The following is an 18,525-nucleotide window of genomic DNA, read 5'->3' on the forward strand; positions in this document are numbered from 1 at the left end:
GACCGCGCAGGGGTCGCTCAGACCGGCCCCCTGCCCGATGGCTAGGAAGTCGCCGCGCCCCGACCCCTCAGCCCTCCATCAGCTCCGACACCTTCACGAACCGGTAGCCCCGCTTCCGCAGCTCCGGAACGATTCTGCCGATCGCCTCCGCGGTGACCGGCGCCGCGCTGCGCGTGCAGTGCAGCACCACCAGCGACCCCGGCCGCACCCCGTCCAGCACCTGCTCGGCCACCGCACCCGCATCCGTCGCGAACGCGTCGCCGCTCACCACGTCCCACTGCACCGCTGTCACGTTCGCCGGGGCCAGCGCGCGCAGCGCCGTGTCGTCGTAGCAGCCGCCGGGGAAGCGGAAGTACGGCACCACGTTCCGTACCCCGGCCTCGCGGAACGCCGAGAACGCCCGCTCCACGTCGCGGGCCATCGAGTCCTTCGCGACCACCGGCAGGCCGTAGCAGTCGGCGGTGAAGGCGTGGTGGCTGTACGAGTGGTTGGCGACCTCGAACAGGTCGTCCGTGCCGATGCCCTTCGCCTGCGCCGGGTACTCCTCCGCCCACCGCCCGGTCATGAACACGGTCGAGGGCACCTTCAGCCGCCGCAGCAGGGCGATCAGCTCCGGGTTGTCGAAGCGCTCGCCCGCCTTCGCCCGGGGGCCCTGGTCGGCCGTCATGTCGGCGTCGAAGGTGAGCGCCACGACCTTCTCCGCCGCGGCCCCTCCCGCTGTGCCCCCGCCTCCGCCCCCGGCACCCTCGGCCTTCGGGCGCCGCTCGAAGACCGGGGTGCGCCCCGCCGGGCCGGGGGCCATGGTGGGCGGCTTCTTCGGGGGTGCGGAAGCGAGTGGGGAGGCGGCAGCGGGAGCCGTAGAGGTGGGTGCGGGTGCGGGGGTGGCGCCCCCGCACCCGGCCAGGGCGCCGCCGAGCAGCGCCCCCACGGCCGTCAGAGCAGCCGTCTTCCATTTCCGTGCAGTAGTGATCACTCACGGAAAATATCTGACATTCCGCTTATGTGGTTATAGCGGCACTCCGGCGCGGCCCGGCGCGGCCCGTCAGGACGAAGGCGCCCCGGAGCGGCAGCCCCTCAGCGCCAAGGCCCCGTCACCGCGAACGTCGTCCCCGGCGTGTAGCAGTTCACGTACATCGTCGAACCGTCCGGCGAGAACGTGACCCCCGCGAACTCACCCCACTCCGGCTTCTCGGGCGTCCCGATGTTCTGCCGCCCGCGCGCCATCGCGTACACCTCGCCCCGCCGCGTCACCCCCAGCACGTGCTGCGCCCCGCCGCCGTCCTCGCAGACCATCAGTCCGCCGTCGGCCGCCAGGCAGATGTTGTCCGGGGACTCGCCGGGGAGCTGGATGTCGGTGTCCGGGCCGAAGACCACGACCAGGGTGAGGCGGCGCTTCTTCGGCTCGTACCGCCAGACCTGGCCGTAGTGGTCGGCCGCCGAACCCTCGGCGCTGCGGGCGAAGCTGGAGACGAAGTAGACGGACGAGCCGCCCCAGTAGCAGCCCTCCAGCTTCTGGGCGTGCGTGATGCCCTTCGGGCCGAAGTCCTGGAGCCGGATGGGCGTCTCTGCCGCCAGCGGGTCCGGTACGGGCACCCACTCCACCCGGTCGAAGCTCGCCCCGGTCTCCTGGACCACGGAGAGGTCCGGCAGCCCCGGTACCCGCATCGCCTCCAGTGCCCCGCCCGCCCGCAGCGAACCGGTGCCGCCGAGCGGCTCGGCCGGGAGGAAGCGGTAGAAGAGGCCGAACGGCTTGTCGAACGCGTCCTCCGTCTCGTACACGATCCCGTTCTTTGGGTCGACCGCGATCGCCTCGTGCTGGAAGCGGCCCATCGCGGTCAACGGGACTGCCCCGGTGCGGCGCGGGTCGGCGCCGTCGACCTCGAAGATGAAGCCGTGGTCCTTGGTGTACCCGTTGGTTCCGGCCCTGTCCTCGGTCTCCTCGCAGGTCAGCCAGGTGCGCCAGGGGGTGGGCCCGCCCGCGCAGTTCACCGCCGTACCGGCGATGGCGACCCGTTCGCCGAGGACCTTGTTCCGGCCGTCCAGCTCCAGGGACGTACAGCCGCCCTTGGCCGCCGGGTCGTAGGTCAGCCCGTCGACGGTCGGCACGCCGATCTTCGCCGTGTGCCGGTTCTCGTGGTTGCGGACGAGGTGGACGCGGCCGTTGCGGCCCGCGAAGGCGGCCATGCCGTCGTGGTTGCTGGGCACCTTGCCCTCGCCGGAGCGCAGCGGGTCGCCCTCCCGGGACAGCACCCGGTAGCGGAAACCTTTCGGCAGGTCGAGGAGGCCGTCCGGGTCGGGGAGCAGGGGGCCGTAGCCGCCGTGGCCGCGCGCGGCGGCCGTACCCGCGAAGAGTTCGGAGAAGGCCCCGGTGAAGGCGATCGCGGCCGCTGCGCCGCTGCCGGCCAGGACCTGTCGTCGTGTCGCGGTGTGCCGGGGTGCGGTTGCTGCGGTCGCTGTGTTCCGGATTTCGGATGACATGAGGCAACTCCCTGTTGGCGGACAGGTGACGTGACCCGCATGTGTGTAGCACGCACGAAGGCGCGGGGGAACCATGCGCGCCCCCGCGCCTCGTGTTGCTGCTGGGACGGCCCACCGAGCCGGACCGCCGCGCTGCCGGGCCGTCCGGAGGGAGGCCGCCGGGGTGCCGGTCGGCGCTCGTGGGCTCCGGCCGGCCCGCGCGGGTCAGGCCAGCGAGGCCGACAGCGTGATCGGCGTACCCGACAGCGCCTGGCTGACCGGGCAGTTCGCCTTGGCCTCCTCGGCCGCCTTCACGAAGCCCGACTCGTCCAGACCGGGGACCTCGCCCTCGACGGTGATGTGGATGCCGGTGATACCGGTGCCGGGCTGGAAGGTGACGTCTGCCTTCGTCTCCAGCTTGGTGGGAGGAGTGCCGGCCCCGGCGAGAGCGTGCGAGAGCGCCATCGAGAAGCAGCTGGAGTGGGCGGCCGCGATGAGCTCCTCGGGGCTCGTCCTGCCGTTCGCCTGCTCCGAGCGGGACGGCCAGGAGACGGGGTAGTCACCGATGCCGGAGGAGTCGAAGGTGACGACCCCCTTGCCCTCGATCAGGTTGCCTTCCCAGACCGTGTGCGCCTGACGCGTGGTAGCCATGGTGGATCCCTTCAAACGGTGTACGCGGTTGTACGGAAGCGGAGTTACGGGCACGCCGCCGAACGGGCACCCGGTGTCACCCCCCGAACCTACTGCGTCACCAGGCCCTTTGCGTCACGTGCCAGTGCCGTCAGCCGCGAGATCGCCCGGAAGTATTTCTTCCGGTACCCGCCGTTCAGCATCTCGTCGCTGAACAGCTGGTCGAAGGGCAGCCCGGAGGCCAGCACCGGCACCTCGCGGTCGTACAGCCGGTCGGCCAGCACCACCAGGCGCAGCGCGGTCGACTGGTCCGGCACCGCCGTCACCCCGGTCAGGCAGACCGCGCCCAGCTCGTCGGTCAGCGCCCCGTACCGGCTCGGGTGCACCTTCGCCAGGTGTTCCAGCAGCCCCGGGAAGTCGTCCAGCGACGCGCCCGGCGTGGCGTACGCGGCCCGGGTGACCTGCTCGTCGGAGTACGGCGGCGGGGCCTCGGGCAGTCCGCGGTGCCGGTAGTCCTCACCGTCGATGCGCAGCGGGCGGAAGTGCGCGGACAGCCCCTGGATCTCGCGCAGGAAGTCGGCGGCGGCGAACCGGCCCTCGCCGAGCTTGCCCGGCAGCGTGTTCGAGGTCGCGGCCAGCGCCACCCCGTGCTCCACCAGCCGGCTGAGCAGCGAGGAGACCAGGACGGTGTCGCCCGGGTCGTCCAGCTCGAACTCGTCGATGCACAGCAGCCGGTGCCCGCTCAGCGTCTGCACGGTCTGCTGGAACCCCAGCGCACCGACCAGGTTCGTCAGTTCCACGAACGTGCCGAACGCCTTCAGCGACGGCTCGGCGGGCGTGGCGTGCCAGAGGGAGGCGAGGAGGTGGGTCTTGCCGACGCCGTAGCCGCCGTCGAGATACACCCCGCGCGGACCGCTCGGCGCGGCCGGCTTCTTGCCCCCGAACCACTTCCGGCGCCCGGCACCCGTCGCGTGCGACCCGCCGAGCCCGGCGGCGAAGCCCGCGAGGACGGTCACGGCCTCGCTCTGGCTGGGCTGGTTCGGGTCGGGTACGTAGGTGTCGAAGCGCACCGAATCGAAGCGCGGCGGCGGCACCATCTCGGCGACCAGACGGTCGGCGGGGACGCGCGGCTCGCGGGCGCACAGGGACAGCGGGGCCGTTTCGGCAAGGGGGCTCTGCCCCGGAAACGCGGTGGAGGACGACACAACTCTCCACCCTAAGGCCCGTGCCAGACTGCAACCCATGCGAAGCCTGTTCCCTGTGACGGACCTGACAACAACAGCCGCTGCCTCCGACCCCTCGGAGCTGCTCACGGACCGCGAGTGGAGCCTCGACGAGCTGGCCGAGGCGTACGCGTACCCCACCGGCCTCCCCGCCGAAGGCCCCGGGAACGCCTGGCTGCGCGCCAACATGGTCTCCACCCTCGACGGCGCCGCCCAGCACGACGGCCGCTCGCAGCCCATCTCCTGCGCCGCCGACATGCGCATCTTCGGCACCCTGCGGGCCCTGGCCGATGTGGTGATCGCGGGGGCCGGGACCGTACGCCAGGAGGGGTACCGTCCGGCCCGCGCCCGGGAGGCCTTCGCGGCGCGGCGGGCGGCGGCCGGGCAGGGCCCCGCGCCGGCCATCGCGGTGGTGACCGGTTCGCTGGACCTGGACTTCTCGCTGCCGCTCTTCACCGAGCCGCTGGTCCCGACCCTTGTGGTGACCGGTGCCGGGGCTCCCGCCGACCGGATCGCCGCCGCCCGGAAGGCGGGCGCGGAGGTGGTGATCGCGGGCGAGGGCACCCGGGTGGACCCGGCGCGCGCGGTGCGGGAGCTGGCGGACCGGGGACTGCGGCGGCAGCTGACCGAGGGCGGGCCCCGGCTGCTGGGCCAGTTCGTGGCGGCGGGGGCGCTGGACGAGCTCTGCCTGACGCTCTCCCCGATGCTCACGGCCGGGGACGCGCAGCGGATCGCGGGCGGCCCCGGAGTGATCGTGCCGGAACGTTTCGCCTTGGCGTCGCTGCTGGAAGAGGACGGGTTCCTCTTCGGGCGGTACCGGCGGCGGGATGCCCGGTAACCGGCGGTAGGGACGCGCGGTGACCCCCTCGGGGGCGCGGGTTCACCGGCGGGGGGACACTTAGCGGAATTACCCGTTCCGGTTAGCTTCGGCTGGGCACACTTACCTCTGCAGTCCCCGTGGAAGCACGGGGAAGGATGGTTTCAGCAAACGACCGTCGACGGCCGAGCCGGCTGTCGGCGAGACGCAGAAGCGGAAGGGCGCCTGTCGTGTTCACAAGCGTTTTGATGATCGAGAAGCCGCTCACTCCCGAGGACGTGGACTTCGTCACCACCCTCCACGGCGAGGAGCGGATCTCGTTCGTCGTTCTGTTGCAGCCGCGCGGCGACCAGGCCGATGTCCTGCTGCGCGCGATCGACGACGTGGCGATGGGGGAGCTCAAGGAGGCCGTCCGCGAGGGCGAGGAACCGGAGGGCAAGGAGGCCCGCGAACCCGCCGAGATCGGCCTCGAATACTCGCTACGGGCGCTGCGCGAGGCGGGCGCCGAAGCGGTCGGACAGGTGATCGAGGACCACCCCCTGGACAAGCTGAAGACCGTCGTCGACGACGCGGGCGCGGACGAGGTCATCGTCCTGACCGCCCCGCACTACGTGGAGGAGTTCTTCCACCGCGACTGGGCCTCCCGCGCCCGGCACAAGGTCGGCGTCCCGGTGCTCAAGCTCTTCGCGCACAGCGAATAGGCTGAAGCCGCGCGGCCACCGGAGGCAAGCCGGACCGCGCCACCACACCACGAGCACGGAGGATCACAGATGGCACCCGGCATTCCCGCCGCCATGGAACGACCGCACTTCATCGGCATCGGCGGCGCCGGAATGTCGGGCATCGCGAAGATCCTCGCCCAGCGCGGGGCGAAGGTGGCGGGCAGCGACGCCAAGGAGTCCGCCACCGCCGAGTCGCTGCGGGCGCTGGGGGTGACCGTGCACATCGGGCACGACGCCCGGCACCTGGCCGACGACGCGTCCTGTGTGGTCGTCTCCAGCGCCATCCGCGCCGACAACCCGGAGCTGCTGCGGGCCAACGAGCTGGCCATCCCGGTGGTCCACCGCTCCGACGCGCTGGCCTCCCTGATGAACGGCCTGCGCGCCATCGCGGTGGCGGGCACCCACGGCAAGACGACCACCACATCGATGCTGGCCGTCGCCCTCTCCTCGCTGAGCCTGGCCCCCTCGTACGCCATCGGCGGCGACCTGGAGGGCCCCGGCACCAACGCCACGCACGGCGAGGGGGACATCTTCGTCGCGGAGGCGGACGAGAGCGACCGCAGCTTCCAGAAGTACGACCCCGAGGTCGCGATCGTCCTCAACGTGGAGCTGGACCACCACGCGAACTACGCCTCGATGGACGAGATCTACGACTCCTTCGAGACGTTCGTCGGCAAGGTCGTCCCCGGCGGCACCCTGGTCATCTCCGCCGACCAGCCCGGCGCGGTGGAGCTGACCCGCCGGGTCCGCGACCTCTCGGACCTCAAGGTCGTCACGTACGGCTCCGCCGAGGACGCCGACGTACGTGTCCACAAGGTCACCCCGCGCGGCCTGACCAGCGAGGTCACGGTCCTGCTGAACGGCAAGTTCCTCACGTTCACCGTCTCGGTCCCCGGCGCCCACTACGCCCACAACGCGGTCGCCGCCCTCGCCGCCGGGGTCGCCCTCGGCATCCCGGCGCACAACCTCGCCTCGGCGCTCGGCAGCTATACCGGGGTCAAGCGCCGCCTCCAGCTCAAGGGCGAGGCGGCGGGCGTGCAGGTCATCGACTCGTACGCGCACCACCCCACCGAGATGACCGCGGACCTGGAGGCCATGCGCGGCGCCGCCGCCGACGCCCGCATCCTGGTCGTCTTCCAGCCGCACCTGTTCTCCCGTACGCAGGAGCTGGGTGCGGAGATGGGCCAGGCCCTCGCGCTGGCCGACGCCTCCGTGGTCCTGGACATCTACCCGGCCCGCGAGGACCCGGTCCCGGGCATCACCAGCGCCCTGATCATCGACGCGGCGAAGGCGGCGGGCGCCGAGGTCACCGCCGTCCACGACCAGGACGCGGTCCCGGCCGCCGTCGCGGGAATGGCGAAGCCCGGTGATCTCGTTCTCACCATGGGAGCGGGCGATGTCACCGACCTCGGCCCGCGCATCCTGGACCACCTGTCGAACGACCAGTAGCCGAGCGACAACGGATCGAACGACAACCGATCGAACGACGACCTGTCGAACCGAGGGAGCGAGCCGTGCCGTACGACGTCGAGAAGCCGGACGAGCAGTGGCGGGCGGAGCTGTCCCCCGCCGAGTACCAGGTCCTGCGCCAGGCCGGCACCGAACCCGCCTTCCGGGGGGAGTACACCGACACCAAGACGGCGGGCGTCTACTCCTGCCGGGCCTGCGGGGCGGAGCTGTTCCGCTCGGACACCAAGTTCGAGTCGCACTGCGGCTGGCCGTCCTTCTACGACCCGAAGGACACCGACGCGGTGGAGCTGATCGAGGACCGCAGCCACGGCATGGTCCGCACCGAGGTGCGGTGCGCCCGCTGCGGCTCGCACCTGGGCCATGTCTTCGAGGGCGAGGGCTACCCGACCCCGACGGACCAGCGGTACTGCATCAACTCGATCTCGCTGACCCTGGCGCCGGACGAGAGCTGAGCCGGGCGCCCACGGAGGGCCCGATGCCCGCACAGGAAGACCTGTGCGGGCATCTGAGGCATACGCTTCCCGGCACCGCTCCGGCTCTCCGCCGAAGCGCCGAAGTCACCGGCGTCCGCGCAACCGTCCGAACAGGCTGCGTGCCTGGGCGCGCTTACGCGGGTCGGCCGCCGCGCGTCGGGCCGACTCGATGGTCCGCCGGCCCTGCGGGCTGCGGGTGAACTGGGTGATGCGAGCGATCAGGCGGGACATGGTTCCTCCTTGAAGGGCCTGCCGCTCGCCTACCCCGTAAACGCCCGGCCGCACGCTCACGGTGACGGCGGGTTCACCGAGGGGTGCCTCACCCCTGGTGGGGATCCTCGGCCGCCTCCGACCGCAGCAGCGGGTGGATGACTCCGGGGAAGACCCGGGCCCGTACGACCTCCTCGGCCGACCCGCCCTGCACGACCGTCTCCGCGACACCCCAGGGACGCCCGGCCAGGTGGATGGTGAGGGTGTACGAGGAGGAGCAGCCGGTGCACTCGTAGCGGTCGGCCCAGGTCTCGACCTCGGTGGTGGAGCCCGGGTAGCGCTTCACATGGCGGTGGAGGGCGTGGCAGTGGCCGCAGGTCTCGCCGGGCTCGCAGGTCCCGCCGCACGGACACGGCACGTCGAAGCTCTCGGCGGGGGTCCAGCGCTGGACGAGGACGGCCTCGCGGGTGGCGCCCATGTCCTTCATGGCCTTGAGGTTGCGGGCGGCGACGTTGTACGACTCGCCGGTGGCGGCCATCCGGTCACGGATGACGTCCTTGCGTCCACGGTTGGTCGTCATGCGGCTCCTCCTGGGTTCACGCAGCCCGCCAGGAGGCCCATGAGTGACATCGGTACCTCTTTACGGTACCTGTCCGGGCCCGGCGCCCGGACCCGGCCGTCCGGCCACTTCGGCGCCGCCGGGCAAGCGGCTGGGCGGCCAGGACCGGGGCGTGGCCCTGCCGGCCATCGTGACCGGCCGGCTGCTGATGCTCTGCGCGCTGGTGCTCGCGTACGTGGGGCTGGTGGCGGGACTCGGGGTCCTGGCCGACTCCGCGAGCTGAGCACCGCGAGGTGAGCACCGCTGAGCTGAGCGGTCCGGGTGCACTCCCGGCGAGGACGGGCAGGATCATGACGTGATGGCCGCTGCCGGTGTGATCACTCCGGCGGTGTCCGCCCACCGGCCTGCCCGTCGGCCTCCCGCGCCCGGGTCAGTTCGGCCGTCGACCGGCGCAGGATCTCGACCGTGCCCGTGAGCCGGCGGGTGACCGCCGCGCGCTCCACGTCGTCCATGCCGTCCACGAGGCCGTTCATCGCCTCGGCCATCGGGGCGAAGAGCCGGGCCAGGTCCCGGCGGTGCTCAGCCGTCACGCTCAGCGCGTACCTGCGCCCGTCCGAACGGTCCTAGCGGCGGTCCCCACTGGCTCCCGTGGAGCGCCAGGGCCCGGGTCCGCACCCTGAGACGCGAGAACCGGCGCACCTACCTGTGGCGCCTGGGGGCATTCCTGGCGCTCTACGTCGCGGCTGCGCGCGGAGTCCGTAGGGTCAGCCGCCCGCGAGCAGCAAGGCGGCTGACGGAGGCTCAGGGCCCGCTCAGCCCTGGGCGGCGTACGAGAGGAAGCGCGTCCAGGCGGTCGGGGCGAGGGCGAGCTGCGGGCTCTCCTCGATCTTGGAGTCGCGGACGTGGACGGTGGAGGGGCAGGCGGCGACCTCGACGCAGTCGTCACCGGAGCCGCTGCTGTAGCTCGACTTGTGCCATTCCAGGGCCACTTCCACGCAGGAGTCGCCGGAGCCGCTGCTGTAGCTGCTCTTGAACCAGGCCAGGTCTGTGGTGGTGCTCATCTCGCTCCTCGCATACGCCGCATCAGGCTCTTGGAGTCGTCCAACGAGAGAGCCTGTGAACGCATACTGGCACACCGCATCTGGAGTGCGCTGATCACCTTGGGGTCGGAGATGAACTGCCCGTGCTCCTGCCCCTCCAAGTAGCCGAACCACTGGTGCTCCGGTGTCTCCAGCAGCCGCATCGGCCCGTGCAGGCCCGCGTGGTGATGCCGTACCAGCGGCATGATCTGGATGTCCACGTTGCGCAGCTCGGACAGGTCGAGAATGTGGTCGATCAGCTCATTGGTGACCTCCTCGCCGCCCAACTGCCGCAGGAACAGGTGCTCTTCCAGGATGAAGGTGAACGCGGTGTTGGGGCGGTTCCGCAGGAGTTGCTGACGCTCCAGCCGAGCCGCGAGCTGTGCCTCGATCTGCTCGTCGTCGAGGGGCGGCAACTGGTCCGCGAACAGCGTCCGCGCGTACGCCGGTGTCTGCAACAGCCCCGGAATCAACCGGCACTCGTACGTGTACAGACTCAGCGCCCCCAACTCCAGCAGCGCCCACTGCCGGAACCAGCTCGCCAGCCCCTTCCGCCGCGTCAGATGCTTCGCCGCCGCCAGAATCACGCCGAACGCGTCGAGAACGCTGTCCGCGCGCTCCGCGAAGTCCGGCGGCGGGAGGCGGCGGCCCTGTTCGATGGAGGCGATGGTCTCCAGTGAGTACCCGACGAGCGGTGCGAACTGTTCCTGCGTCAGCCGGGCCCGCTTGCGGAAGGTCTTGACGACTTCTCCGAACATCTTGAGGTTGTAGTGGGGTTCGGATCCAGGGCGGATCGCGCCGCCGTTGCCGAAGGTCCCGTACGTACTGTCGATGCCATCCGTGCCGTGCGTCATGTACGGCCACCTCCCCGTGGGCCTGTCCTGGTTCTCCAACCCGTCCATGCTCACGGAACGTGATTCGTACTGTCTACCCTTTGCGCCCGTACGCTGACTCAGCGTACGGGTCGCTGACCTGGTGGAGACGGGCCTCGCGCCCGGAATCTGGGGGCATGGAAGCACCTACGAAGGCCCAACCCGACGTAACCGTACGTGTGTTCAAGCGGCAGTTCAGCTCGAATCCGCGCGGCGCCCGGCTCGCCCGCCGCGTCGGCCTCTACCAGCTGCACACCTGGGGCATCCCGTACCTCAGTGACGCCTCGGAGTCGGCCGCGCTCATCATCGGGGAGCTGACGGCCAACGCGGTGACCCATGGGCGCGTCCCCGGCCGTGACTTCGAGCTGCGCCTGACGCACACGCCCGGCGACCGGGAGATCCTGGGGGTCCTGCGGATCGAGGTGTCCGACACCCGGGGCGAGTGCCGGCCCCCGGGGCCGGGGGAGATCACCGCACCGGCGGACGGCGACGACAGCGGGCGCGGCATGCTGATCGTGGACGCGCTGGCGGACCGCTGGGCGGTCGTCGACCGCGAACCGCCGGGCAAGACGGTCCGCGCGGAGCTGGACCTGCTGTACTGACCAGGCCCGGCGCGCTGCGCCCGGGCATGCCGACCGGTTCGGGCGGCGGTGTGCGGGCCTTCAGGTGTCGCAGTCGGCCGTGGCCCGTGCGGCGGCGATTCCGCAGGCCCAGCCGGGGGCCCGTCCGGTGCCGGGCGGGGTGATGCGGGTGGCGTCGACACCGCTGGTGTGCAGGAGCCAGGAGATGAGGGAGTTGGAGTTCCACATGTCACCGCTCCCGAAGGCGTCGCGTCCCCAGGTCAGGGCGGGCACGGTGGAGACACGTGCGAGCAGGCTCCGCGCACCGTCCGGAGTGAGGGCGAACTGCCGGGGTGCGCCGACCGCCAGGTCGCGGTCGGGCAGGACGCCCTCCGGCCAGCAGCGGACCTCGTAACGGAACAGGCGCCACCGCCCCAGCGGCCTCCACCCGACCGGGCCCGCCGCCACGACACCACGGGACGGAGAGGTCTGACCCCAGGCAGGGCCCATCTCGATGACGTGGCGTCCCCCGTCCGAGAACACCTCCAGGGCGGCATGGAACAGCGGCCGCGGTTCACGGTGTTCCCGGCGGGCCGCCAGCTCCTCCCACCACCGGCTCGTACGGACCACCACGCGCCCGCCGGCCCCGACGGGCAGCCACCAGAGCGCGGCGCTCGGCTCGGTCATCACGGCTCCCAGGCGCGCGAGGTCTGCCGACGGGCCGGGCGGGACCGGCGGGCGGAGGCCGAGTAGGTTCAGCGGGCGGAGGCGGGGTGAGGTCAGTGGTCGGAGTAGCTGAAGTCGCCCATGGTCCAGGCGCTGACGTCCTCGATCGCCACGCGGTACATCCCGCCCGTCTCCGGGATCCCCACGGAGCCCTGGAGGATGCGCGCCACATGGAAGTGCAGATGTGTGGGCGGCCCCTCCTTGCGCGATGCGGCGGTGAAGGCGGCGGAGAACTCGCTCAGCTGGGAAGAGTCCGCCAGGACCTCCGAGACCCGCTGCCTCCAGACGGCCTCGGGGGCCAGCCGGCCGGTGATGACGGCACCCCCGGCGACGACGGTCAGCGACATCTGGTTGCTGTTTCCGGACTCGACCAGGGCGGCCACATCAACGAGCAACTCGTCAGGCTTCGACATGGAACCCGATTCTAGTCGCCAGTTCCCCGGTTTCGCGGAGGGGCCCCGGACGCACACTCCGGGACCCCCGGCCTTCTTCGATGGATCAAAGGTCACCGCAGGGCGGCGGCCAGCTTCGCGATGGGAGGGTTGCGCAGTGCGGCGGGGCTTTCGTCGGTGACGGAGATCCGCCGGTCCGGGTTGGCCCAGCTCGTCGTCGCCTCGGTCCGCTCGCCCGTCGCCTCGATCCGACGGTCCTGCAAGCGCGCCATGAGCAACGCCGAAGCGGGGTCCTTGACCTGTGGTTTCTGCACGGGAGCCGTGGGCGACTCGGCCATCGCCGCGCCGCCCTCGACCAGGGGCACGGACAGCGCGAGTGCGACGGCGAGGGCTATGCGCCGCATCCGAGAGGGCGACGGCAGGGGCTGCCGCTCCTCCTGTGCTGATGGTGTGTGGTGCCGACGCTCAGCCCCGCCGCACCCGCCCCGCGATCCGCCGCCCCAGGCGGCCCAGCGCGCGCGACCGGTTCCAGTCGCGGAAGGCGTTGGCCCGGCCGCTGCTGCCCGTCCGGCCCACCGTCTCCTCCACCTCCGCCACGGCCTCCGCCGTCATCCCGCGCACCGCCGGGCGCAGCACCTCCTCCAGGAGGGCGGCGGCCGTGGTCGTCCAGGCGGGGCCCGCGTGCGGGTGGGCGGTCCAGTGGGTGAAGCAGTCGGCCGCGTAGGCGGGGTGGGTGCGGAGGCGGGCGCGGGTCGGCTCGGCGCGGGCCGCGCGGTCGTAGGCGGCGATCAGGTCGGCGTCGTCGCTCCGGACGAAGGCGTACAGCTCCGCCCCGGGCCGGTCCGGGGCCAGCAGGCGTTCCACCAGGGCGGTGAACGCCCGCTCCTGGACGGCTGGTTCGAGCGGGGCGGCCCGGTCGCGCAGCGTGCGGACCTGCTCCGCCCAGCCGGGCTCCGGCGCTCCTGTGCGCAGGTCGCGGCAGAGGTCCAGGAGCTGGAGCGCGGCCCGTTCCCGGCCGCCGATCTCCTGTGGGAAGCCTTGCAGCAGGTCGTGGGCGAGCGCGGTGGCCTCCTCCGTCTCTGCCGGGGCGCCGAGCGCCGCGTCGACCAGGCGGGCCCACGTACCGGCCGCCCGGTGCGCGTCCGAGGTCGCCGCCTCCAGCAGCAGCCGGGCCTCCTCCACCGTGGGCGCGCGGTCCTCCCAGACCAGGCCCACCGCCGTCCGCAGGACCAGGGGCTCGGCGAAGGGGGAGAGGCCGGCCGCCCGCAGGACCCGGTGCCAGACCGCCGTACGGTCCCGGCCCAGCGTGGTCATCGCGCCCGGCACCTCGGCACACATCCGCAGGTGCGGCAGGGCCTGCGTCCCGGTGAACGGCAGCGCGACCCGCTCCAGGAACCGGGCCACCGCGCCCGGGTCCTCGGGCGCGATCCGGTCCAGCGCGCCGAGCAACGCCGTCCGTACGTCGAACTGCTCGTCCAGCAGCTCAAGAAGGGCCGGGGCGAAGACAGGTGCCCCTTCGGCCCCGTCCGCCTCCGCCAGGATCGTCCGGGCCAGCCGGTCGACGACCTCCGGCAGCACCTCCGTACCGTCCACACCCAACAGCCGTGCTACCCGCAGCAGTTGTACGGTGCGTGCGACCGGGCGCGCACCGCCCGCACCGCTCTCCAGCTCGGCCAGGATCTCCGGGCCGAGCGCCCCGGCGATCGCCTCCCCGTCCGGGCCCGTGAACGCGTCCCGGCGCGGCAGCTCCAGCGAGCCGTTCCCGCCCCGCACCGCCTCCGTCACCAGCATCGCGGCGAGCGGCGCGGTGACCGAGGCCGGGCACCGCCCGTCCAGCGCGCCGAACAGCCGCCCCACCGCGTCGAATTCGGAGCCCGTACGGTCATCGATACCCGGCGAGGTCAGCGCCTCCACCAACTGGCCGATCCGCTTCGCGTCCAGCGCGTACGGCCGCTCCGCCGCCCAACCGGCCGCCGCCGCCCGCTCGTCGGGCCCGAGCGTGACCCCGGCGCACAGTGCGATCACCGCCAACGGCCCGGCGGCGAACGGGTCCCCGGGCAGCCCGCGCGCCTCTTCGAACAGCTCCGGCGCCCGGCTCCGCCACACCCGCGCCGCCGTCCGCGCCCATACGTCCGCCGTGGCGTCCACCGGGGGCCGGTCCGCGCACACATGGACCCGCAGCCCCGCCTCCCGCGCCGCCGCCGCGTCCTCGGGCAGCACCCCCACCACCCGCAGCGCCGAACTCCCCGGCCGCCGCGTGTACGTGGTGAACGTCAGCCGCTCCACGCTCTCCCTCGGCAGCGCCACCGCCGCCAGCCCCAGCCAGCGCGCCACATCCGCGCACTGCCTCTCCGCCAGCACCACCGGCCCGCCCGCAGGGGCCTCCTCCTCGCTCGCCCGGCGCAGATCGGCGAGGACGGCCGCCAGCCAGGGGCCGCGCGAGACGGCGAAGTCGTCGAGACCCTCCCGTACGGGGGCGGGGCCCGGCGGCAACGTGCCGAGCGGGTCGGGCAGCGCGCCGCCGACCGGTGTCGCGGAGACCCAGTGCGGCGACCGCCACGCCTCCACCGGCAGCCGGTCGCCCGGCAGCGGCACGCCTGCCGGTATGTGCACCGCGTGCGTGTGGAACCGGACCGGCGCCGTGCCCTCGCCGCGCGCCGGAGCCGTGCGCCCGACCAGGCGGCTGCCGTCGGAGAGCACGGTGTACGTGAACGCCTGCGGGAGGGAGCGGAGTTCGGCGTCCGTGGGCCGGTGCGAGGCCCCGTCGGGGAGTGTGTATCCGACCAGCGGTTCCATCTCGGCGAGCAGCGCCGCCGACACCCCCGGCCCGACCGCCGTGAACCGGCCCGTCGACTCTTCCCCCGGCGCGGCGGAGATGTGGTGCACCTGTGCAAGGCTCATCTGTCGGCCCTCTTCGTCCTGCCGCGACCGGTCCCCGTTCCACCCACCCACGCGACCGGGTCGGGGGAGAAGTCCACGGCCGCGGGGGCGACGTTATCAAGGACGGGGGCGGTCTCCCTACGCTGCGTCAGGTGCTGGCCTGAAGGCCGTTCCCCGATCGGCGAGGGCCACGGGCTGGTGGCCGCCGCCGACGAGGAGACCCACGGGCTGCTGATGTCGATGATCCGCCGCTGACGCCGCCCACCGCCGTTCTCCCGTTCCCCTGGCGTGACGGAGGGGCGGCGGCCACCGGCCGCCGCCCCTCTCCTGGACCGCCGCCCTACGTCAGCGGCTCCACCCACACGTTCCGGTAGCGGATCTTGCTGCCGTGGTCCTGGAGCTTGATCGCGCCCGCCGTCGCGGCCTCGGCCGCTCCGCCGCCGGTCGGGCCGTCGACCGCCACGTCGTCGTGGACGGTGACGCCGTTCCAGACGACGCTGATCCTGGCGTCCTCCGTCTTGTTGCCCGATGAGTCGAAGCGGGCGGCGCGGAAGGTGATGTCGTACGTCTGCCAGGTCTCCGGCGCGGTGGCCGCGTTCACGTCCGGGGCCTTCTTCGTGTAGATCGCCCCGGCCTCGTTGTCGGCGAGCGTGTCGTCACCGTACGAGTCCAGGATCTGCACCTCGTACCGCTCCTGGAGGTAGACCCCGCTGTTGGCCCGGTCCTGGCCGGTCACGTCCGGCGGGAGGTTCGGCAGCCAGAACTCCACGTGGACACGGAAGTCCTCGAACCCCTGCTTCGTGCGCAGATCGCCGTTGTTGATCTCCATCTCCCCGCCGCTCACCGGCCATTCGGGGGTGCGCCCGTCCGGGTGCTGCCAGGCCGCCTGGGTCGTGCCGTCGAAGAGCGGGATGCGGGCGCCCTTCGGGTGGACGGCGATCATGTCGAGGTTCACATGGCCGGTGTCGCCGCTGTCGACGGAGTACGTGATGGTGTTGTGGCCCTCGTCCAGCTCCAGTTGCTCGTTCTTCGTCGCCCAGGTCTTCCAGTCGGTGGTGGAGGCCAGGCTCGTCTGCCGGACCTTCGTACCGTTGACATGGACGCTGATCGTCTTGGTGCCGGGGGCCGGATTCGGGCCGTTGGAGTAGCGCAGGCCGACGTCGTACGTCCCCGCCTTCCCGGTCCGCACGTCGAAGGTGACCGCCGCGCCCTCGTTGCCGAAGTCGTCGACGAAGCCGCCGCCCGAGTAGCCCGCGTGCTCGGTGTCGACGCCCGCGCCGCCGGTGAGGGTGCCTTCCTCCGCCTCGTACAGGGTGGGCAAAGGCTGGTCACCGGGAAGGGAGTTGAGCGTGTACCAGGCCTCCGTGGACCACAGCTCCGTGCCGCTCGCTGAGGAGAAGGGGCGCGGGGAGCGGACGTGGACGACGCGGTTCGGCTTGAGACCGGGAAGGGCGAGCGTGACCTTCTTGCCGTCCTCGGAGAGCGTCGCCGAGCTGACCGTGAGGGCCTCCTCGTCGATCTTGGGGCCGCCGTAGGCGGGGGTGGGCGCGTACGTCCACTGCTCCACCTGGTAGCTCTCGGCGAGCTTCGCCGCCGTCTCCTCCGAGAGCGGCTCGGTGTACTCCAGCTCGAAGCCACCGGGCTTGGCCCGCATCGCCAGGATGTCGAACGCCTTGTCCCCGCTGGGGGAGAGCTTCTGGAGCCCGTACGTCAGCTTGCCCTCCTGGCCCCAGTTGCCGCCCGCGCCGAGCCCGCCCGCGTAGATCGCGCCGTCCGGGCCCATGCTGATCCGGTTGACGCCCGCCTCCAGGCCCTGGGTGAAGCGGAAGACCGCGCCCTGGTACTCGCCGTCGACCTTCTCCAGGTAGGCACGTTGGATGCCGCCGTACGTCACGTCCCCGAACAGCATCTGCCCGGCGAACCGGCCCTCAGTCAACTGGAGAGGAGTGGAAGGAGAGTTGGCTATCTCGTTCTGCGGGAGCCAGAGCACCGGCTTGGTGACCGGCTTCGTGTCGAAGGGGCCCGACGGGTTGGTGAAGTGGTTGAAGAAGCGGTCCTGCTTGACGTGGAGCAGCTTCGAGGACGGCAGCCAGCCGCCCTGGTTGTCCAGGACGAACAGGTCGTCGTCCGGGCCCCAGCCGATGCCGTTGGGCGTCCGCAGGCCACCGGCGATGTAGTCGACCTTGCCGGTCTCCTTGTTCACCTTGATCGTCGTGCCGCGGTTCTGGGCCGGCTGCGGGTTCGTCGTCGCGCCGCCGTAGTCGATCGCCACGGACAGGTTCAGGTAGAAGTAGCCGTCCCGGTAGAGCAGGCCGAAGGCGAACTCGTGGAAGTTGCCGCCGTACGGCCACGTCGCCACGGTCCGCTGCTCGTCGGTGACGTCGTCGCCGTCGGTGTCGGTCAGCTCGGTCAGCTTGTGCTTCTGCGAGACGTAGAGCTTGCCGTCGACGGCCTTGATGCCCATGGGCTCCTTGAGCCCCTCGGCCACCTTCTTCGCCTTCACCTTGTCCGGACCGGTCTCGCCCTGGACGTCGTCGAGGAGGTAGACCTCCCCGGTCTCGTTGTCCGTACCGCCCCAGGTCGTCACCGCGAGGCGGCCGTCCGGCAGCCAGTCCATCGCGGAGACCTGCGGCTCGAAGCCCGCCGGGCGCAGATCGGTGAGCGCGTAGTCCGGGTGCGTCTCGGTCAGCGGCAGCCCGTCGCCGGGGGAGTCGAGGGCGCCCTCGCACTCCTTGCGGCCCGGCGCCGTCACCCGTACGACGTCGGCGTCCGTGGAGAGCACGGAGTTCGGTACGACGGCGAAGTCACCGGCGCCCGGCGGCTGCCAGGCGAGCGTGACCTGCTGGCCGCCGGTGCGGTCGAAGTGGTCGATACGCAGCGAGTGGTAGCCCGCCGTGAGGGTGACCGTGCCGTCCTTCGGGTCGGCGCCGTGCAACCCGTCGTGGTCGATGACGAGTTGGTCGTCGAGGAACAGCCGCGACCCGTCGTCGCTGGTGAGCCGGAACGTGTACGAACCGTCCTCGGGCACATTGATGTTGCCCGTCACCTGGGAGACGAAGCGGTCCTCGAAGCCGAAGTCGTCCGCCGAGTCCCAGTCGATCTGCGGCATCAGCTTGTCGACGTTGGGCGTCTGGCCCGCCTTGATGTCGCACAGCTCGTCCAGGGGCACCTGCACATCGAAGACGCGCAGGGTCACCCCCGGTTCCTGCGGGGGGAGTTCGGCCGGGGCCGCCGGTGCGGCGGTGGCCGGGACGGCGGCGAAGGCGCCGATGAGGAACGAGGCGGCCACCAGGCCGGTGAGGTGCCTGCGGAGCGGTCGGTGCCGCGATGCGGATGGTCTGCGGAAGGGGTGGAACGGCCGTGGATGCATTCTTCCTCCTGGCCCCTCGCAGCGAGAGGCACGTCGCGGCGGTGGGTGGGGCCACCCGTCGCCCGGGGGTGAACGGTTCGGCTCG

General features: G+C 72.0%; 19 protein-coding genes and 1 pseudogene. 6 read left to right on the forward strand and 14 right to left on the reverse strand.

All coding sequences use genetic code 11. From position 1 onward, the window contains the following. Nucleotides 1-67: 67 nt before the first annotated feature. The 4 genes from GTY67_RS28550 to zapE all read right to left on the reverse strand — a co-directional run bounded on the left by GTY67_RS28550 (nt 68) and on the right by zapE (nt 4,292). Complete coding sequence (locus GTY67_RS28550) at nt 68-802, reverse strand: polysaccharide deacetylase family protein (protein ID WP_237503022.1); 735 nt, start codon at nt 800-802, stop codon at nt 68-70. 272 nt (nt 803-1,074) lie between these two features. After that, complete coding sequence (locus GTY67_RS28555) at nt 1,075-2,478, reverse strand: alkaline phosphatase PhoX (protein WP_161280812.1); 1,404 nt, start codon at nt 2,476-2,478, stop codon at nt 1,075-1,077. Nucleotides 2,479-2,682: 204 nt separating this feature from the next. Continuing rightward, entirely contained in the window at nt 2,683-3,108 is a 426-nt protein-coding gene (locus tag GTY67_RS28560) for an OsmC family protein (RefSeq protein WP_093686122.1), read from the reverse strand. An 89-nt stretch (nt 3,109-3,197) separates the two neighbouring features. Next, nucleotides 3,198-4,292, reverse strand: coding sequence for a cell division protein ZapE (gene zapE, locus GTY67_RS28565; protein ID WP_093686121.1), 1,095 nt, complete (start codon nt 4,290-4,292; stop codon nt 3,198-3,200). Between the two features lie 37 nt (nt 4,293-4,329). Here zapE and GTY67_RS28570 point away from each other — a divergent pair, with 37 nt between their 5' ends. From GTY67_RS28570 to msrB, 4 genes are all read left to right on the forward strand, one after another. Next, nucleotides 4,330-5,148, forward strand: coding sequence for a pyrimidine reductase family protein (locus GTY67_RS28570; protein ID WP_161280814.1), 819 nt, complete (start codon nt 4,330-4,332; stop codon nt 5,146-5,148). A 227-nt stretch (nt 5,149-5,375) separates the two neighbouring features. Beyond that, nucleotides 5,376-5,828: an indole-3-glycerol phosphate synthase gene (locus tag GTY67_RS28575; RefSeq protein WP_176727342.1), complete on the forward strand. Its 453-nt coding sequence runs from the start codon at nt 5,376-5,378 to the stop codon at nt 5,826-5,828. A 69-nt stretch (nt 5,829-5,897) separates the two neighbouring features. Next, nucleotides 5,898-7,298 carry a UDP-N-acetylmuramate--L-alanine ligase gene (murC, locus tag GTY67_RS28580; RefSeq protein ID WP_161280815.1) on the forward strand — a complete coding sequence of 467 codons (1,401 nt, stop codon included), beginning with the start codon at nt 5,898-5,900 and terminating at the stop codon, nt 7,296-7,298. 65 nt (nt 7,299-7,363) lie between these two features. Continuing rightward, nucleotides 7,364-7,771: a peptide-methionine (R)-S-oxide reductase MsrB gene (gene msrB, locus GTY67_RS28585; RefSeq protein WP_093686117.1), complete on the forward strand. Its 408-nt coding sequence runs from the start codon at nt 7,364-7,366 to the stop codon at nt 7,769-7,771. 105 nt (nt 7,772-7,876) lie between these two features. On the opposite strand, the gene GTY67_RS34705 is transcribed toward msrB, so the two are convergent. The 5 genes from GTY67_RS34705 to GTY67_RS28605 all read right to left on the reverse strand — a co-directional run bounded on the left by GTY67_RS34705 (nt 7,877) and on the right by GTY67_RS28605 (nt 10,494). Next, a complete protein-coding gene (locus GTY67_RS34705) occupies nt 7,877-8,023 on the reverse strand; it encodes a hypothetical protein (protein WP_010072536.1) in 147 nt (48 codons plus the stop codon). Between the two features lie 88 nt (nt 8,024-8,111). Next, nucleotides 8,112-8,582 carry a hypothetical protein gene (locus GTY67_RS28590; RefSeq protein ID WP_161280817.1) on the reverse strand — a complete coding sequence of 157 codons (471 nt, stop codon included), beginning with the start codon at nt 8,580-8,582 and terminating at the stop codon, nt 8,112-8,114. Nucleotides 8,583-8,938: 356 nt separating this feature from the next. Further along, nucleotides 8,939-9,151 carry a hypothetical protein gene (locus GTY67_RS28595; protein ID WP_237502940.1) on the reverse strand — a complete coding sequence of 71 codons (213 nt, stop codon included), beginning with the start codon at nt 9,149-9,151 and terminating at the stop codon, nt 8,939-8,941. 222 nt (nt 9,152-9,373) lie between these two features. After that, nucleotides 9,374-9,622, reverse strand: a complete 249-nt coding sequence (locus GTY67_RS28600) for a DUF397 domain-containing protein (RefSeq protein ID WP_161280819.1) — start codon at nt 9,620-9,622, stop codon at nt 9,374-9,376. Then, a complete protein-coding gene (locus GTY67_RS28605; RefSeq protein ID WP_161280821.1) occupies nt 9,619-10,494 on the reverse strand; it encodes a helix-turn-helix transcriptional regulator in 876 nt (291 codons plus the stop codon). Before GTY67_RS28605 ends, GTY67_RS28600 begins: the two co-directional genes overlap by 4 nt. 155 nt (nt 10,495-10,649) lie before the next feature. On the opposite strand from GTY67_RS28605, the gene GTY67_RS28610 reads away from it, so the two are divergent. Next, the gene (locus tag GTY67_RS28610; RefSeq protein ID WP_093686114.1) at nt 10,650-11,114 is read left to right on the forward strand and encodes an ATP-binding protein; all 465 of its coding nucleotides are present in this window, start codon (nt 10,650-10,652) and stop codon (nt 11,112-11,114) included. Between the two features lie 60 nt (nt 11,115-11,174). Here GTY67_RS28610 and GTY67_RS28615 read toward each other — a convergent pair whose 3' ends face one another. The 4 genes from GTY67_RS28615 to GTY67_RS28630 all read right to left on the reverse strand — a co-directional run bounded on the left by GTY67_RS28615 (nt 11,175) and on the right by GTY67_RS28630 (nt 15,091). Then, nucleotides 11,175-11,759 carry a hypothetical protein gene (locus GTY67_RS28615; RefSeq protein ID WP_161280823.1) on the reverse strand — a complete coding sequence of 195 codons (585 nt, stop codon included), beginning with the start codon at nt 11,757-11,759 and terminating at the stop codon, nt 11,175-11,177. 92 nt (nt 11,760-11,851) lie between these two features. After that, nucleotides 11,852-12,211 carry a hypothetical protein gene (locus GTY67_RS28620; protein ID WP_093686112.1) on the reverse strand — a complete coding sequence of 120 codons (360 nt, stop codon included), beginning with the start codon at nt 12,209-12,211 and terminating at the stop codon, nt 11,852-11,854. Nucleotides 12,212-12,303: 92 nt separating this feature from the next. After that, complete coding sequence (locus tag GTY67_RS28625; protein ID WP_161280824.1) at nt 12,304-12,594, reverse strand: hypothetical protein; 291 nt, start codon at nt 12,592-12,594, stop codon at nt 12,304-12,306. A 61-nt stretch (nt 12,595-12,655) separates the two neighbouring features. Beyond that, complete coding sequence (locus tag GTY67_RS28630; RefSeq protein ID WP_161280825.1) at nt 12,656-15,091, reverse strand: GTPase-associated protein 1-related protein; 2,436 nt, start codon at nt 15,089-15,091, stop codon at nt 12,656-12,658. A gap of 141 nt (nt 15,092-15,232) precedes the next feature. Here GTY67_RS28630 and GTY67_RS35200 point away from each other — a divergent pair. Continuing rightward, a pseudogene (locus tag GTY67_RS35200) lies at nt 15,233-15,325 on the forward strand (phosphatase); the annotation flags it as partial. An 85-nt stretch (nt 15,326-15,410) separates the two neighbouring features. On the opposite strand, the gene GTY67_RS28635 reads toward GTY67_RS35200, so the two are convergent. Then, nucleotides 15,411-18,440 carry a family 16 glycoside hydrolase gene (locus tag GTY67_RS28635; protein WP_161280827.1) on the reverse strand — a complete coding sequence of 1,010 codons (3,030 nt, stop codon included), beginning with the start codon at nt 18,438-18,440 and terminating at the stop codon, nt 15,411-15,413. Between the last annotated feature and the right edge of the window lie 85 nt (nt 18,441-18,525).

The sequence above is a fragment of the Streptomyces sp. SID8374 genome, from assembly GCF_009865135.1.
In the GTDB taxonomy this organism is placed as follows: Bacteria; Actinomycetota; Actinomycetes; order Streptomycetales; family Streptomycetaceae; genus Streptomyces.